The sequence below is a fragment of the Pseudoalteromonas sp. CO109Y genome, assembly GCF_004208935.1.
Classification (GTDB): Bacteria; Pseudomonadota; Gammaproteobacteria; order Enterobacterales; family Alteromonadaceae; genus Pseudoalteromonas; species Pseudoalteromonas shioyasakiensis.
Genome location: NZ_SGPD01000027.1, coordinates 52,661 through 70,214 on the forward strand (window position 1 = coordinate 52,661; position 17,554 = coordinate 70,214).

Annotated in this window: 12 protein-coding genes; 7 read left to right on the top strand and 5 right to left on the bottom strand. The window is 40.1% G+C overall.

The genetic code is table 11. The annotated features are described in order from the left end of the window. Window positions 1–13: 13 nt before the first annotated feature. Both EXT43_RS10215 and EXT43_RS10220 read left to right on the top strand, forming a co-directional pair. The gene (locus EXT43_RS10215; protein ID WP_130166885.1) at window positions 14–847 is read left to right on the top strand and encodes a type 1 glutamine amidotransferase domain-containing protein; all 834 of its coding nucleotides are present in this window, start codon (window positions 14–16) and stop codon (window positions 845–847) included. 43 nt (window positions 848–890) lie between these two features. Next, complete coding sequence (locus EXT43_RS10220) at window positions 891–2,045, top strand: iron-containing alcohol dehydrogenase (protein WP_130166886.1); 1,155 nt, start codon at window positions 891–893, stop codon at window positions 2,043–2,045. A gap of 181 nt (window positions 2,046–2,226) precedes the next feature. On the opposite strand, the gene EXT43_RS10225 is transcribed toward EXT43_RS10220, so the two are convergent. Continuing rightward, a complete protein-coding gene (locus EXT43_RS10225) occupies window positions 2,227–2,700 on the bottom strand; it encodes a YqhA family protein (RefSeq protein WP_063529685.1) in 474 nt (157 codons plus the stop codon). A gap of 198 nt (window positions 2,701–2,898) precedes the next feature. Between EXT43_RS10225 and EXT43_RS10230 the strand changes: the two genes are divergently transcribed. After that, window positions 2,899–3,612 (top strand): hypothetical protein, encoded by a 714-nt coding sequence (locus EXT43_RS10230; RefSeq protein ID WP_130166887.1) that lies wholly within the window; start codon window positions 2,899–2,901, stop codon window positions 3,610–3,612. Between the two features lie 69 nt (window positions 3,613–3,681). Here the strand turns inward: EXT43_RS10230 and EXT43_RS10235 are convergent, their stop codons facing one another. Both EXT43_RS10235 and zigA read right to left on the bottom strand, forming a co-directional pair. Beyond that, window positions 3,682–4,350, bottom strand: coding sequence for a DUF1826 domain-containing protein (locus EXT43_RS10235; protein ID WP_130166888.1), 669 nt, complete (start codon window positions 4,348–4,350; stop codon window positions 3,682–3,684). Next, window positions 4,350–5,546, bottom strand: a complete 1,197-nt coding sequence (gene zigA / locus EXT43_RS10240) for a zinc metallochaperone GTPase ZigA (protein ID WP_130166889.1) — start codon at window positions 5,544–5,546, stop codon at window positions 4,350–4,352. Before zigA ends, EXT43_RS10235 begins: the two co-directional genes overlap by 1 nt. 437 nt (window positions 5,547–5,983) lie before the next feature. On the opposite strand from zigA, the gene EXT43_RS10245 reads away from it, so the two are divergent. The 4 genes from EXT43_RS10245 (at window position 5,984) to EXT43_RS10260 (ending at window position 13,443) form a co-directional block, all read left to right on the top strand. Then, window positions 5,984–8,050 carry a catalase gene (locus tag EXT43_RS10245; protein ID WP_130166890.1) on the top strand — a complete coding sequence of 689 codons (2,067 nt, stop codon included), beginning with the start codon at window positions 5,984–5,986 and terminating at the stop codon, window positions 8,048–8,050. A 60-nt stretch (window positions 8,051–8,110) separates the two neighbouring features. Continuing rightward, window positions 8,111–9,088, top strand: a complete 978-nt coding sequence (locus EXT43_RS10250) for a DNA topoisomerase IB (RefSeq protein WP_063528716.1) — start codon at window positions 8,111–8,113, stop codon at window positions 9,086–9,088. Between the two features lie 135 nt (window positions 9,089–9,223). Continuing rightward, window positions 9,224–10,210, top strand: a complete 987-nt coding sequence (locus EXT43_RS10255; protein WP_130166891.1) for a kelch repeat-containing protein — start codon at window positions 9,224–9,226, stop codon at window positions 10,208–10,210. Window positions 10,211–10,365: 155 nt separating this feature from the next. Further along, window positions 10,366–13,443 (top strand): Ig-like domain-containing protein, encoded by a 3,078-nt coding sequence (locus tag EXT43_RS10260; protein WP_130166892.1) that lies wholly within the window; start codon window positions 10,366–10,368, stop codon window positions 13,441–13,443. 138 nt (window positions 13,444–13,581) lie between these two features. Here EXT43_RS10260 and EXT43_RS10265 read toward each other — a convergent pair whose 3' ends face one another. Both EXT43_RS10265 and EXT43_RS10270 read right to left on the bottom strand, forming a co-directional pair. Then, on the bottom strand, window positions 13,582–16,380 hold the full coding sequence (locus tag EXT43_RS10265) for a TonB-dependent receptor (protein WP_165385095.1): 2,799 nt from the start codon (window positions 16,378–16,380) through the stop codon (window positions 13,582–13,584). Window positions 16,381–16,693: 313 nt separating this feature from the next. Then, window positions 16,694–17,479 (bottom strand): helix-turn-helix domain-containing protein, encoded by a 786-nt coding sequence (locus EXT43_RS10270; RefSeq protein ID WP_130166894.1) that lies wholly within the window; start codon window positions 17,477–17,479, stop codon window positions 16,694–16,696. Window positions 17,480–17,554: the final 75 nt, after the last annotated feature.

Below are 17,554 nucleotides of genomic sequence, written 5' to 3' on the forward strand. Positions count from 1 at the left end.
AAGAGGATGAGTTATGAAAAAGATATTACAGCGACTAACGCTTGTTGCTGCATCAACTATGTCGATGTTTGCAGTGGCGGGTGAAGGTGAAGTTTTGGTTATTTTATCAAGTGAAACAACCATGGACTTAGCTGACGGCCAGAGTATTGAAACAGGCTACTACCTAAATGAGTTTGGTGTGCCTGCGAAAGCATTAGTCGATGCGGGTTATGAGCTTGTACTTGCAACACCCAAAGGTAATGCGCCTCAAGTAGATAAAAAATCAGTGAGTACCGACTACTTTGATGGTAATGAAGCTAAAATGCAGAGCATTCAGCGTTTTGTAGCATCGCTACCAGATATAAAAGATACCGCAAGTTTAAGCGAAATTTTAGCGGGTGACTTAAGCCAATATGAGGCTGTGTTTATCCCAGGCGGCCATGCGCCTTTAATTGATTTAGCAAACAACCCAGAAGTGGGTGAAATTTTGCGTCATTTTAATAAGCAAGGTAAACCAACAGCGGCAATTTGCCATGGCCCAATTACGTTGTTGTCGGCACAAGTTCAGCCAAATTCTTATTATCAAGCGATAAAAGATGGCGAAAAAGCATCAGCCAATAACTGGATTTATGACGGCTATAAAATGACTATTTTTTCAGACCCTGAAGAACGTATTTTTGAAAGCAGTTTAGAAGGTAAAAAGCTTAAGTTTTATCCAGCTATGGCAATGGAAAAGGCCGGTGGAAATATGGCATTTGCTAGTGAGTGGCAGCCTAATGTGGTTGTTGACCGCGAACTGATTACGGGGCAAAACCCGTTTTCAGATAAATTATTAGCAGAAAAGCTTTTAGAAATGTTAGCTAAGTAAGTTAGCTAATTAGCAATTTAAACCTAATTTAAGGGGCATTTAAATGTTGAACTTTATTTATAAAAATCAAACCGAAATTTTGTTTGGTAAAGGTCAAATGAGTGAGATCACCTCACGTTTACCAGAAAACGCTAAAGTACTATTACTTTTTGGTGGTGGCTCAATAAAGAAAAATGGCGTATACGACCAAGCAATGAGTGCATTAGCCGATGTTGACGTGATTGAGTTTGGTGGTGTTGAACCTAACCCAACATACGAAACACTAATGCAAGCATTAGTAACTGCTAAAGAGCATAATGTTAACTTTATTTTAGCTGTTGGCGGTGGCAGTGTTATTGATGGCGCTAAGTTTGTTGCAGCAGCTTATAACTTTGCAGGTGAGCCGTGGGATATCCTTGTTAAAGGTGCTGAGTTTAGCAACCCGCTTCCTATCGGTGCGGTATTAACTTTACCTGCAACTGGCTCTGAGAGTAACGGTAACTCAGTGGTTACTAAAAAAGAGACGTCGCAAAAACGTGCTTTTTCATCACCGAGTGTGCAACCTGTTTTTGCAGTACTTGATCCTGAATATACTTTTTCGTTACCAGAGCGCCAAGTAAGTAATGGTGTAGTAGATGCGTTTGTACACGTTATTGAGCAGTACTTAACTTACCCAGTAAACGCGCCATTACAAGACCGCTTTGCAGAAGGTATTTTACAAACCTTGATCAGCGAAGGGCCTAAAGCGCTGAGCGAGCCGCAAAACTATGATGTAAGAGCCAATGTTATGTGGTCAGCTACAATGGCACTGAATGGCTTGATTGGTCAGGGTGTACCGCAAGATTGGTCTACGCATATGATTGGTCATGAATTAACGGCCCTTTACAATCTTGATCACGCACAAACGCTGGCGATTGTTTTACCTGCGCTAATGCATGTTCAAAAAGAGCAAAAGTCTATTAAAATACAGCAGCTTGGTGAGCGAGTGTTTGGTTTTAATTATAGCGATGAAGCTGAACAAATCGATAAAACGATTAAAGCAGTGCAAGACTTCTTCGAAGCAATGGCTGTGAAAACACGCCTTGCTGATTATGACCTTGATGAACAAGCAATCGACGCGGTTGTTAAAAACTTAGAAAAGAATGAGTTAACAACGCTAGGTGAACACGGTGATATTGATTTAGCGAAAGTTAAGCAAATATTAGCGCTTGCACTTTAGGGCTTAAATTTAAAGGCGTAACATAAGCTGTTACGCCTTTTTTAGTGCTCAAAAATCGATTTGCTAGAACTGGCTAAAGAAACCCAAAAGGGAAGTTTACTTGAGCAGTTTAATACCGCGATGAAAGAGCAATATCAGCTACGTCACCCTGAAAAAGCAAACTAACATTGGTGAGTGTTCACTACTTCATTGAGCGCCATGCAAAGGTCGAGGCGGCAACCACAATCGCAATAGAAATACCAAGGTAGAGGGTTTCTATTGTGCCGCCGAATTCAACAGCGTGTTCTAAAAACAGAATCACTAAAATGACGGATGTTACCTGCACTAAGGTAATTTTTAAGTCATGAAAATCTTCGATATGAAAGGCGGCCAAAAACTGGCTACTCTTTGTGGTTGCAGGCGAAATGAATAGCCGGTAAAGGCTGATGGTAATAACTTGAAGAGTAATACCAATCAGTAATAAGTCGAGAATTTTTAAAAGCTCGACTATCATCTCTTTCCCTCCCTTAGCAGAGTCAGGCAAAGATATAATCGTTGTTTTAACAACATTAAAAACGATGTTCACACAGGTTATATAAACAAGTAACGATGAAATTGCTGTAGTGATAATCGCGATGATGACTAAAAACCGACTATTTTGAAAAAGGCGCTCCATATCAGCTCACATATATAAATTTCTTTACTATACGAAGCTTAGCTGGTTTTTGATTAAATACAGCACGGTCATTAGCTGAGGGGACTTAACTTATTAGCTCTTTGAGTATTTACGTGTGAGCTCTGGTTGTGTATAAGTTTAGGAACAAAAAGGTTGCTTCTATTAAGCATTAATACAAAAGGGATTTTTATGGGCTCGATGGCTAAGCACTCACTAGAACTGGATTTAAATGATAAAAAATGGTTTCGGTATGCTGCCTTTAAAGGAAAATCGTCACTAACTGAAGAGTCAATAACAGAACTAGAATCTCTCCCAGGCTTAGCGACGTTATCTGAGTGGGCCGAAGTGTTTTTTGCGCTTATGGTATGCGCAATTTCGCTATCTAGTTTTTATTTAGTCGATGCTTTTAACCCATGGTTGGCTTTTTTAGTTTGTCTTACAAGTTTTTTGGTCGTGTTTATTACCAAGCGCATCATGACTTACAAGAAGTATGGCTTTGGTTCTAAATGGGCAATGAGCATAAGCAAGGATGAGCTCAAAATTGATAAATTGACTTTTAAAGAGCACCAAAATCACACTCTCACCATTGCTAAAAACGAAATCGCAGAGGTTTTGTTTCACTACACGATGGATCTAAAACGCAAACGAAAGTTTGGCGAACCACGAATTAGATTACCCACTTTGCATGTGTGTGAAATTCACTTAAAAAATGGCGACACCCATGAAATTGACGGGATGCGGGTAGGACTTTTTAACGTGTTATATTTAATGGTTTTTCATGGCTACCCATTAAGCTTTAAAGGCACTTTTGCTGGTGGCGCAAGGAATGCCTTAATTTTGTTACTAAGGATGTTTGCCCTATCGGCAATTGCAAGTGCGCTCAGTATGCTTTTCATTAATTTAAAACCATGAGCAGTTGTAGCGTGTTCTTGAATGAAATAGCGCCTATTAGAATTAATAGACGCAGTTGGTACGCTCGTATTAAGCAATAAAGTCGAGGGTTACAAGTAGCCGTTTTTCGCCAGCAGCGAGTGCTGGTGAGCGGTGCACAAGGCCTTTGCCTTCGTTATTTTGCCAAGTTTCGCCTTTTAATAGGGCTACATCACCGACATTTAGAGAGTGAATTTTAGTATTTGCTGTCATTAAGCCTGATTCTTCATCACTTAATCCTTGGTGACCTGCGCCAAGTTTAGTGCGATCTAGTCCTGCATTTTGCAACCACTGTGAGCCACTACCACAATATGTGCTGACTAACCGACAAGGAACTCTGTCAACATGAAAGCGTGGGCACATGGCTCGTTCAAGTACTCTTAGGCGTAATCCGGTACGTTTTAATTCGAACAAATAACAAAACATATCAACGAGCTGAGCGAGGTCGGCTTTAAGCTCTTCTGCTTGAGGTAGTTTTTCAATGGACTTATTTATGTCAGCCACAATGGTATTTTGATTGATCACAGCGTTAATACTGAGATCTGGGTTTGCTGTAATACTCTCAGCTACTTCTGATTGTAACTGATTTGATAAGCTGCGTTGCCAAATTGCAATGTTATGCTCAGGTTTATAAATTTGTGAAAACACCACAGGGCTTAGCGCTGTTGCTGCCGCTGATGGTAGGTTATCAGTGTCATATTCTAATGCGTAGGCTGTCATTATGCTTCCTCCCAAACAGGAAATGGATCGGGCAGGGTTTGCCAAAGCGCTTTGCCTGCTAATAGTTCATCGTCGCTAAGTAAGCAGTTATCGAGAGCTTGAATGATCGCTGCTTGATTGAGGTTTTGGCCAATAAAAACCAGCTCTTGGCGCATATCACCAAAGGGTTCTTGCCATACTTGGTTAATTGAATCTAAGTAGTCGCTATCTGTTGGCCACTGATCTTGCGGTAAGGCTTTCCAAAATATCCCGTCAAAACCATAGCGGGCGATGCCGCCAGCTTGATTCCATTGGCAAGCAAATTGTGGTCGAGAGGCTAACCAAAAGTAGCCTTTAGAGCGAAGTAGTTTGCCTTCGCGTTGATTATTATGCATAAAGTTATAAAATTTTTCAGGGTGAAAAGGGCGGCGGGCCTCGTAAGTAAAGCTGCTAATACCGTATTCTTCGGTTTCTGGGGTATGCTCGCCGCGTAGCTCTTTTAGCCAGCCAGGTGCTTGCTGAGCTTTTTCAAAGTTAAACAGGCCCGTGCCGAGAATTGCATTGATATCAACTTGGCCATTTTCAATGGCAATTAGCTCTGCAGAGGTATTTAATGAGCTTAAAATGGCTTTTAAACTCTCAAGTTCATCGGCGCTAATTAGGTCTGTTTTACTAATTAAAATAACATCAGCAAACTCAACTTGATCAATGAGTAAGTCGGCAACGCTCCGCTCATCTTCATCGCCTAAATGTTCGTTGGTTTCTTGCAAAAACTTGGCTTCGTTAAAGTCGTTTAAAAAGTTAACGGCATCAACGACCGTGACCATGGTATCAAGCTTTGCAACATCAGACAGTGACACGCCATCTTCATCAGCGAAGGTAAATGTTTCGGCAACCGGAAGGGGCTCTGAAATACCGGTTGATTCGATAACTAAATAATCAAATTGGCCTGTTTGCGCTAAAGCGCGTACTTCAATGAGTAAGTCTTCACGCAGCGTGCAGCAGATACAACCATTGCTCATTTCTACTAGTTTTTCTTCGCCGCGGCTAAGCGAAACATCGTTTTTAACTGTTGCTGCATCGATGTTTATTTCGCTCATATCATTGACGATTACAGCCACTTTTTTGTCTTCACGGTTATTTAAAATATGGCTGAGCACAGTGGTTTTACCTGCACCTAAAAAGCCAGAGAGCACGGTGACGGGAAGTTTGCTCATAGTAGTGACCCTTAATAAGATTAAACAAAATATGTTAAATGTTTTGTTATAATATATCAATTTACTGGCGTTTAGGAATAGTTGTTATGTGTTAATGCAAGATAAAGGTTCACGGTAGTGAAGTGTAATACGCTATCGCATTGATTTTTATTAGTGAAAGCTGAGCTTTTGCTGTGTGCTTACCTAAAAAGACGAAGTTAATAAATGCCGAATGTTGAGTGTAATTTATGGTGGGGAGGATAAATCTAAAGTAGGAGGTTTAGATTGTTTTAGTTAGAAAAAATTACACAAATTGTGTAATAAGTTTAATTACAGGTTATTTAATTTAATTTTAACTTATTGATATCGTTTGTTTTAATTTTGGCTTTTTACTTGCTTACTAGTTTTCCTAAATTCACGTAATAACAATTTAACGAGTTTAAAATAAAGGGAAACTTATGCCGGAGTCATTTAAATATTCAGGTCAAAAGGGGCATGGTGGTGAGCTACATCAACATGCAAATAATCAGTATTCAACAATGACTACAGCACAAGGTTGTCCTGTTAGTGATAATCAAAACTCCTTGTCAGCAGGGAAGCGTGGTCCAACATTAATGGAGGACCATATTTTCCGTGAAAAAATGTTTCATTTCGATCATGAGCGTATTCCTGAGAGGGTTGTGCATGCTAGAGGTTATGGGGCACACGGTTACTTTGAAACTTACGAAACACTTGAAGAGCTGACATGCGCGGATATATTTCAACGAAAAGGCGAAAAAACACCTGTATTCACTCGGTTTTCAACGGTCGCTGGTAGCAAGGGCTCGCCTGACTTAGCAAGGGATGTGCGCGGATTTGCTGTTAAATTTTATACAAAAGAGGGAAACTGGGATTTAGTTGGAAATAACATTCCTGTGTTTTTTATCCAAGATGCGATGAAATTCCCAGACTTGATCCATAGCGCTAAAGCTGAGCCAGATCGTGGTTTTCCGCAAGCTCAAACGGCTCATGATAATTTTTGGGACTTTATTAGCTTATCGCCTGAATCAATGCACATGGTCATGTGGGCGATGTCTGATAGAGCTATTCCACGTTCATTACGGTTTATTGAAGGATTTGGCGTTCACACATTTAAGTTTATCAATAAAAATGGTGAGCAAAAGTACGTTAAATTCCATTGGAAACCTAAATCAGGCATGCAATCAGTGGTTTGGAATGAAGCTGTTAAAATTAATGGAGCAGATCCTGACTTTCATCGCCGTGATATGTGGGAATCAATTCAAAATGGCGATTACCCTGAGTGGGAACTTGGCGTACAGGTATTTGACCAAGCTTTTGCCGATGACTTTGAGTTTGATGTATTTGATGCCACAAAGCTTATCCCTGAAGAGCAAGTACCCGTTAAGATCATTGGTCGAATGGTTTTAGATAGAGTGGTTGATAATTTTTTTGCAGAAACAGAGCAGGTTGCTTTTTGCACACAAAACATAGTTCCCGGAATCGATTTTACACCAGATCCACTATTACAAGGGCGTAACTTCTCATATTTAGATACGCAAACAAAGCGATTAGGAGGGCCAAATTTCACTCATATCCCTATTAATGCACCTAAATGTCCAATGCACCACTTTCACCAAGATGGTCACATGGCAATGCATAACCCCAAAGGAAGAGTAAATTATGAGCCAAACTCTTGGCAAAGTGATGAAAACAATCCAAGAGAATGTCCTGTTCATGGCTTTAAAAGCTCTGATGATGAAGCGCAAGGTAGCAAGCTAAGGTATCGATCAGAAACCTTCAGTGATCATTACAGCCAAGCTAGGCAGTTTTATCTAAGTCAAACTAAGATAGAGCAATCACATATCCAGGACGCATTGATTTTTGAACTGTCAAAAGTGGAACATTTAGCTATTAGGGAGCGTGTGGTGTCTCATTTACTAAATATTGATAGCGAATTAGCTAAGTTAGTGGCCTCTGGTTTGGGTTTGCAAACAATGCCTGAACCTGCTGAGGCTGCACTAAAAACTCGCCAAGATTTACCTGTATCTGATGCACTGAGTATTCAAAAAAGTGCTTTGGCTACTTTTGAGGGAAGGAAGCTCGGTATTCTCGTTAGTGATGACTTTGACGATCAGCTATTTAATTCATTAGTTAGCGAAATAAACGAGCAAGGTGCGAACTTTGAAGTCATTGCAGCCCAGATCGGTGGAGCGAAAAGCTCTACTGGTGTTCACCTTGGAGCAGAGCAAGTTATTAACGGCGGCCCTTCTGTTTTATATGATGCAGTTGTTTTACTGACATCAGAGGAAGGTGCTAAAGAGTTAATTAAAATTCCAGAGGCGAGAGATTTCGTTTCTGATGCGTACTCACACAAAAAATTTATTGGTTTTACTGAAAGCTCAATGGAGTTGTTAAAAGCTGTTGGCTTAAATGAAGACCAAGACGACGGCATCATTAACCTAGAAACGTGCAAGGCATGTGACTTTCTTCAGACACTAACACAACTTCGTTATTGGCAACGATAACTCATCTTTCAAGGCGAGGGCTACTCGCCTTGAGTAATAATTATATAGTGAGAAGGTGCAGTGAAATTAATTTATGTTGATGATAATTTGCCTGGTATTACTCGAAAAAGTCACTCTAAATGTTGGCTTTACTACGACCCAACAGGTAAGCGGATTAATGATAAAAGTGAAATCGCCCGTTTAGATGCACTAGCATTCCCTCCTGCATACAAAGATGTTTGGTTTTGTCCTGAAGAAAATGGCCATATTTTAGCAACTGGTTACGATACAAAAGGGAGAAAACAATACCTTTATCACCCAGATTTCAGAGAGCAGCAGGAGCTAAAAAAGTTCGAAGTGTGTGAGCTTTTCGGAAATAAATTACCCTTACTAAGAGCAAAGTTAGCTGAATACTTAGAAGGTAATACACTTGATTATCAAAGGACAATAGCTGCAGTTGTTAGATTGATGGATTTAGGCTCTTTAAGGATAGGATCTAAACGTAACGCGAAAGAAAATAATAGTTTTGGAGCGACAACCTTACGTCGCCGCCATGCGAAGATAACAGGGAAAAATATTCGCTTAGAATATAAAGCTAAATCTGGCAAAGTGAGAGAGGTTAACCTTACAGATCGCGTTTTGAGCTCTATTATTAAAGAGTTGCAAGATTTACCCGGACAAAACCTGTTTCAATACAAAGAGGATGGTGAATGTATTCCCGTGACTTCACGTGAAGTTAATCAATTTATCCAGAATGTAATGGGAGAGGAGTTTAGCGCAAAACACTTTAGAACCTGGCGTGCGAGTGTTTTAGCATTCGAAGCTTTTTATAATGCAAAGAAAAAGCTCCCATTGTGCGACATGCTAGAAACGGTATCGAGCCATTTGGGTAATACGCCAACGATAGCCCGTAATTCTTATATTCACCCGGCGCTTATTGATTTATGTAAAAAGGATGAAAACAACCAGGTTAGTTTAAGAAAGCAATTAAAACTGCCCCGTAAAACGAAGTATTTGAATAGATACGAGCGAGGACTTCTACTCTTTCTCGGCCAGTAGATATGTCTATTCTGGTAGTCAAGCAATGCTATTTCCTGATAGCAACATTACAGAATAAGTAAGACTATTTGGCAGTGTACTAATCGGTACGACTGGCTTAACCTTTAGCTAATTGACTGCTTATTAAGGATTTATATGCGTTTAGCCAAACTGTTGTTAGCATTTTCTATTACTTGTTTACCTTATACGTTATCGGCAAAAGAGCTGTTAGCACCAAAGCTCCCTGAGGCTATACAAGAAATTTACCCTACAGTAATGAATCAACAAATTTGGGTTGCTGGGGGCATCTCTACTGAGCTACCAGCATCAGCGGGTAAGATGACTGCAAAAGTCCATTATTGGTCACCTAAGTATGCTAGTTGGCAAACAGCCCCGAGTTTACCTGAAGGGCGTCATCACACGTATTTAATCGCAGTAGAAAACAGATTATTTGCCTTTGGTGGTTTTGTTAATAGCCAAGGTCAATGGACCAATAGCCGTGATGTGCTAATGCTAGATAAAGGCGCCAAAGCATGGCAAAAGGTGTCGAGTTTGCCTTTTGCGTTAAGTGAGACTGCGGGCGCTGTGCTTAATGGTAAAGTGCACTTAGCAGGTGGACGTAGCCCAAGCAGTGAGAAAAATGGCCAATGGCAGCATAGTTTAGATGTGAGTGCGCATTTAATTTTTGATCCTAAAAGCTTCACCTTCAAAGAAGCTGCACCTTTACCTTCGGCTAGAAACAGTGCGGCAAGTGCACAAGTAAACGGCCGTTGGTTTGTACTAGGTGGCAGAACCGTTGGCGGAGAGCCTATCACTGACATGCTCGAATACTTACCCGAAACAAACACCTGGCAAGTACATGCAGCACTCCCTAAAGCACGAGCAGGGCATGCGGTGGCAGTTATTGATAATGCTATCACTGTGTTTGGCGGTGAACATCATAAAGGGGTTGACCGTGAGGTTTTTAGTTATGATTTAACCAAGCAGCAATGGCGCAAAACTTTCGAATGGCAAACACCTCGCCACGGTTTAGGAGCTGTTACATTAAACGGCGAAATTTGGCTAGTGGGTGGTGCCACAAAGGTAGGGCTTTCTGAAACGAGCCGTGAAGTGACTTCATTAAGAAAATTAGTCGAACAATAGCTTGCTTTTAATTAGATACTTTTAGTTAAGAGTTCATAATCTAATTCTTGAATAAATGTCTCTAATAGAGGAAAATCGTCTGCTTAATCTCATAATAAGAAAACAGTTTTTTGTTGTGAGTAAAATAAAAATTATAAGTTGTTTAGGATAGGGAAATGACCAAGCTACCATACCTTGCGTTGCTATTTTGCTCGCAATCACTTTTAGCCACAGAAAATACTGCACATTATAACCAATATGGTGATGCGACACTTTTAAATTCGCAACAGATTAATTACGAAAAAACTTATTTTACTAGCCGCGATAAAAACAATTCGCAAGCAGATTTAGACAGAGCTTCAGGGATTAACTTATCCAATACCACTGTAGATGAAAGCTTAGATTTAACATCTGTATTTCGTCGTTACTCTTTAGGTAATTCAACAGGTCTAAATGGCCTTTATTCTGTAGACTTGCTCGGTAACGGTAATAAGCAAATTATTTCGGTGCAACAAAACGATTTTAATATTATTGAGTATAAAGATAATCAATATTCAGTCGTTGAAGGTTTCGATTCTCAGGATTACATCACAGATAGTACATTGTTAAAAAGCATTGCCGATGATACTTATTATTTAATACTTATGACGAGCAATCAGATAGTAAAAATTAATTTACTAACAATGAAAGTCGAAAGTACAAAGGAGGTATTTTCTAGCCAATCAGTAATGGCAAGAGATATTAATAACGACGGTCAGGACGAGCTCATTGCAATTGCCAATAGTCAGATCTTGGTACTAGACCAGTCAGACCTGTCTGTTATTTCTCAACTTGAGTATTACGGTAACAAATTTGTTGTTGGTTCGTTTACCGAACAAAATGTTCACGAATTAATGCTTGAAGATGGAAAATTGTATCGTATCTCTGAAAATTCAATAAATTATATAAAAACATTGAGTACGCAACTAACAGGTATCCATTTACAAAGTGTTGATACTAACCAAGATGGTTTAGATGAAGTAATCAATGGTAATGGTTGGTATTCGATTGAATTAATTAGTCCAAACACAGACAGTGTCATGTGGACAGCTAATAGCGAGTTAGACATTTCAAGAATTATAGTCGCAGATATTAATAATGATGGCGCTCAAGACCTAGTATATGGAGATGGTCAATGGGGGCAAATCCATGCTTTATCTTTAAGTACTGGTCAGGAGTTTTGGCAGATCAATAACCCTGAACACAGTGTTTCAAGTATTTTGGTAGACGATTTTAATCTTGATGGTAAAACAGATATTGCGTGGGGAGCTGGTTATACGTCTTCAGGTGATGATGGGTTTCATATTCATACTGTAGAAGATAAGTCTAAGCAATGGTCGCAAACGATCTATAGTTATTCACAGTTTTTATTAGGCCTTGCTGATATTGATGGTAAAGGTGGAATTGATGTTATTTTTTCTGAAAATGGCACAAATAAACTTCAAGTTGTTGATATCGAAACAAACGAGCAATTACTATCTAGTGTCGATTTAACCGATGGCTGGAATGACTACCAGTATGTGATTGCTGCTGATTTATTCAATGATGATAAAAATTATTTAATCGTTGCAGGATCAAAATCTTACAAAGGAAACATACAAGTATTTTCCCCAGATAATGGAAATTTACTGTATACAGTACCTTTTGAAAGTGGCGACCAAATTTCAACGATTGAAGCCTATGATATTAATCAAGATGGTTTCTTAGAGCTAATTGTTGGTAATGGCGCATCGCACACCGGAAGTGAAGGCTCTTATATACGAGTTTTTAACGGACAAACCGGTGAACTTATTAAGCGCTCACCTCGTTTACAGGACTTTTGGGGTGGGGTTTCTGGCATAGTCGCAGGCATAGATACACAACAAAGCAGTAAAGAGTTATTTGCTTTAACAGGTAACCAATTAGTTAAATATAACTACACTGATAATAGTGTAACTAATTACTCTTTAAACGACCGTTTTAAGTCGCTAGAGGGGGTTGTTATCAATGGTGAAAAAGCGCTTTATGCTGCCAATCAATATGGCCTTTTATTCTCTTTGACGGAAACTGGAGAAAAGTCTGAAGTTGCTAAATTATGTGACAATTCATTAAACAATATAGTATCTACACGTGCAGGCTTCATCTTATTTAGTTGTGAAGATAAGTTTGGAGAGTACGATTTAAATAATGATGAGCTGCTTTATGAAGTAGCGCGTGCAAATCAACGCAGTTCTATAGTAAGTGCAACTTATAATGGTGTGGATTATTCATTGCTTTCAGGAAAATCTATAGAGGTTTTCTCAAATGAAGCCCCAGCTCCTTTAGCTAAACCGCAAGATAGCGAGGTAACATCCCATGTGCTTTCGCCACTCGAAGTTAACCTTAATTTGAGTGATATTGACTTTGTGGTTTTTGAAAATAGTCCTAGCCTTGGCCAGTTGACGTTTATTGACCGTCAAACAGGACAGTTCACATATACGCCTCACGGCACTGTCGGTGTTGATGAATTAGCGTTTTATACAGTAAAAGGTCGTTCACGTTCTGAGCTTGCAAAGTTTACAGCTACGTTAACTAATCAGTCGCCAGTAGTTGATAATTCTACGATCACAACGCACTGGAATACGCCTTTGATTCTTAATTTGCCTGCCTCAGATGCAGATGATGAGCCACTTATTTTCACTGTAAAAAATGAGCCTCAACATGGTCAAATTGAATTACTTGATAAAAATACGGGTGAAATAAAATACACGCCGAGTGGTGAATCTTTACAGCCTGTTTCAATTACTTTTACCGCGAAGGACTCGCTTGAAGAGACTGCGCTTGCCAATGTTGTTGTTGAATTAACAAATACAACACCGACGGCTACAGATTTAAGTTATGAAACATATTACTCAACGGTAGTTAATGGTCGTTTTATTGGTAATGACGAAGATAATGATAAGTTAGAATTTGAACTAGTAACGAGCCCAAGTTCTGGTGAGCTTAGTTTTGATAAAGATACTGGATTATTTGTATACGAACCGACAGGGGAGTCTTCTTACTCAGTAAACTTTAGTTATCGAGCAAAAGATAGATTTGCTTCATCAGATACTAAAACAGTAGTTATAAACATTATTGGTAAAGCAGATAATTCAGGATCAAGCTCTGATTCCAGCTCAGACTCAGGCGGTAGTCTTTACTACTTAATGTCTTTATTACTTGCTATGGTTGCCTGTAGACGTAAATTTAAAGTATAAACAGGTACTTTTTTAGTACTTAAATTGTAAGGTGCTGTACCAATGATGTTGGTGCAGCATTTTTTTAGTTGGTTTCATAAAAAAAGCCTCCGTTAGGAGGCTTTGGGTTAGGTTCATCACCTACAACAACATAATGGGTTAGAAGGTTCCGCGAATACCTACGAAGTACTGGCGACCTGTAAAGTTGGTTGTCGCAATGATTGATTCGTCGTTATTGAAGTAACGGTCGAAACGCTCATTGGTTAAGTTGGTCACATTAAAGGTCAATGAGTAGTTGTCATTGATTTTGTAAGACGTACTTAAATCAAGCTGTTGGTAGTCGTTTACATGACGAGGACCAGCGAAGAAACCGAACGAAGGTTCTAGTAAGTATTTCTCACGATAGTTGTAAGATAAACGTACTGACGCTGGGCCTTTTTCATAGTAACCAACTAGGTTATATACATTTTTAGACAAGCCAGTGTAGCTGAATGTTTGACCTTCAAAGCCATCACCAAAGTCAGTGTCACTGTCTGTGTAAGTATAATTTGCTAGCATACCTAAGCCATCGAATGGCGCTGGTAAAAAATCAAAAGCAGTTTGGAAGCTAAGCTCTGCACCATTGATTGTTGCCGATGCTGCATTACGTGGACGGTCTACCGATGCCCAATCAATTCCGGCAATTGTTTCTGGTGAGCTTGAGTTAAATACAAAGCCATCAATGTCTTTTTGGAACAAAGCAACACTTGCTAAACCTGTATCATTGAAGTACCACTCAAGTGATAAGTCGAGTGAATCAGACTCAAATGGTTCAAGAGCCGGGTTACCCGCAGAGCCTGTCAGTGTGGTAGTGCTAAAAGTAAAGCGTGGCGATAACTGCGAAAGTGTAGGACGCGTTACTGTTTTGCTAGCCCCAAAGCGTAAGTACACTTCGTCAGTTAGCTCTGCATTTAAGCTTAAGCTTGGTAACACATTGGTGTAGCTACTGCCTGTTGAGCTGGTTTCACCAACTACATCGAAGTCACCAGCACTGCGGATAACGATTTCAACAGGTAATGCACCCGTTGCTTCAACGTCGGTAGTTACTGCACGCACACCCACATTACCTTTTACTGGAATGTCTGCAACATCAAAGGCCATGTTCGCTTTTACGTATGCTGCAGCAATATCTTCTTCAACTTTGAATGAGCTGATGCTATCAAACTGTTGCTCAACACCGTATTTATTGTGGAAGTCAGTTGGATCACCAATCACAAAGCTGCGGATAACATTAGCGTTTGGTGCTTCACCTAAAAAGTCATCAACCGGGAAATCAAGTAAGTTAATCGCTGATGTAGGTAGTACATCAGGTACCCCATTTGAGCCTGTAAAGCTGTTACCTACATAGGCTTTGATTTCTTTTGAACGTTGTGTGTAACGTACACCTGTTTCTAGGCTTGTGAAGTACTCATTGTCTAAGAAGTACTTAGCGTCAACAGAAAACGACAGAGATGTATCTTTTACGTCACGTGCATTTGAGTTACCAAACGCTACACGGTAGTTATCAGGGTCATTCAAGTCAGTACCAGTAACATAAAGGTCAGGGATACCATTATCTGGATTACGCGCATCATACACTACGTCAGCAAATGCTTGTAATAGCACGCTTTTAAGATCGCGTGTTTGCTCACCTTTAGAATAACCAATATCAAAATCAAGTTCCCAATCATCATTTGGCGCCCAATTTACATGAGTACCTAAAGCAAGCGTGTCTGATTCCATCTTAGTTAATTCAGATACGCTTCTAAACTGAGTTTGCGGTGCAACGGCATAAACCAGGTTATCGTTTTCTACCACAGCTTCGGTTACGAGGAATGGGAAAATACCGCCTACACCACGACCGTTTGGGTCATTTAGGTCGGCTGCAACCCACAGGCTAGGGTCTTGTGGGCCACGGAATTGGAATCGAGCAGGTAACTGTAGCGCTGTTTCATCTACATCGAATGTTGCATATAAACCATCAAATGTGATGTTTAACTCGTCGCTAGGTTGAAACTCGATAACAGCATTTAAGCCAGTACGAGTTCGCTCATCACCATAGTATTGAGTAAGGGGTTCGATAGGGTAAAGAGAATTAGGGTAATCGATACTACCATCATCTGTACCACCTGGCACTGTGGCAAGGTCAGGGCGAATTTCAACACCATCGCCAGTGCCTGGACCAAAGTTTACATTACCCCAAGAAAAATATTCGTCTTCACGAGTTTGTCGCTCAGAGTAGGTTACGCCTACCAGTACACCGAGCTTTTCATCGTCTGATTTCCAGTTCACAATGCCTGAAATACGCGGGTCGGTTGAATCTGGCAGCTCACTGTACACACCTTCAGCTGACCAAGCACCAGAAAAGCCAACTTCATCTGCATCAAGCGGTTTACGAGTTTTGATGTCAGCATTACCACCAATACCGCCTTCGAGTTGATCTGCTGATACTGTTTTATAAACGTCTAGCTGACCAATTAGCTCTGAAGGCAGTACATCTAAAGAAAATTGACGACCAATACTGCGACCAGATGCCAAAGAGCGGCCATTTAAAGTAACCTGTGTAAAATCAACTGGTAAGCCACGGATTTGTACATATTGACCACCTAGTCGGCCATCGGTACTGCCATTGGTGCCGCCATTTGGGCTACCGCGAGGACGGTCAATTGAAATACCTGGAACACGTTGCAAAGACTGCGCGACGTTTTCATCAGGGAATTTACCCATATCTTCAGCGGCAATTGAGTCAAGAATTTTGTCAGAGCCACGCTTGGTGGCGATAGCTTCTTTCAAACTCAGTCTCACACCGCTGACAGCGATTACTTCAATATCATCTTGTGCAACATCCTTAGCTGTACTTTGTTCCTCTGCCATTGCTGTGCTACCCATCAGGGATAAAGCAACAGATAAGGCTATTTGGCTTTTGGTGAATTTCATCATATTGACCCCCATCGCTCTCGGCGAATTATTCTCGTGAATGTTCAAATGTCCATTCAGTGATATATAAAGACTAAAAATCCGTCAACGCGCTTTGCTGACTGCGTTAGCTAGGTTTCTTAGTTAAAATTTCGCCAAGAATGATGTTTTATAAATGAAACAAAATGGTTGAATTTATGTTAATGTTTGTTTTAGGAAAATTCCTAAAATAGTATTAGCTAGTTGCGTATTCACCAAAAGAATTGTGCATACCAAAAGACCAATATATTGCTTGAATATTTGTATGAGTGGAAAGTCATAAGAAAAGCACCATGATTTAGGCCTCTTCGTCAAAACCCATTTTCTGTGAAATTTGAAGTGAGGTTTCTTTTAACTTATTTATCACATGCTCGAAATCAGCATTACGCGATTCGTCACGGTACATCAGAATTGAGGTGAGCAGCACAGCGACAGCATTATGGTAATAATCGAAAATGGGCACGCCTATATCATATACGCCAGCAAGAACAGGGCTTGGCATGGCTTCATGACCTTGTTCTTTTACGCGCAGCCAAATATTTCGCAGTGCCATTAAATCAAGAGACAAGTCAGGGTGATTTTCTTGGTATGCTTTGAGCATTCGTTCACGGTTGTCGTACGATGCAAATGCTAATAGCACATGTCCTGCACAGTTATCGGTAAGGGGGCCTCTTCCTCCAACGGGTAGGGTTAAGCAGTTGCTGTTGGTATCATAATCTTGGTGAGACAAGATTAATCCACCACCGTCTGAATACACCACTAAGTGGCAAGATTGTTGAATTTCACTACACAATTCTTGGATGATAGGAAAGGCAACATTATTTAGGTGGTGAACTGGCGCGTAGCGGTGAGTAAGCCGATAAAGCTTGAGTGAGAGCCTATAAACACGTTCAGTTTGAAAAAACTCAAGGTAGTGGAGATCATTTAGAACCGCCACCATACGAAAAATTTCAGCTTTTGATTTCCCTAATGAGTCAGAAATTTGTGTCAGATTTAACCCTTCCGGGGTTCTTGCGAGTAATTCTATAATCGCCATGCCTTTCTCAAGAGCGGGCGCTTTATATTTAGTTTCTTTCTCTGTCATCGGGTACTTCTAATTACTTATTCTTAGATTAAAACCTTATACATAAGTGTAGTCTCAAAGAGCGCTTATGCACTG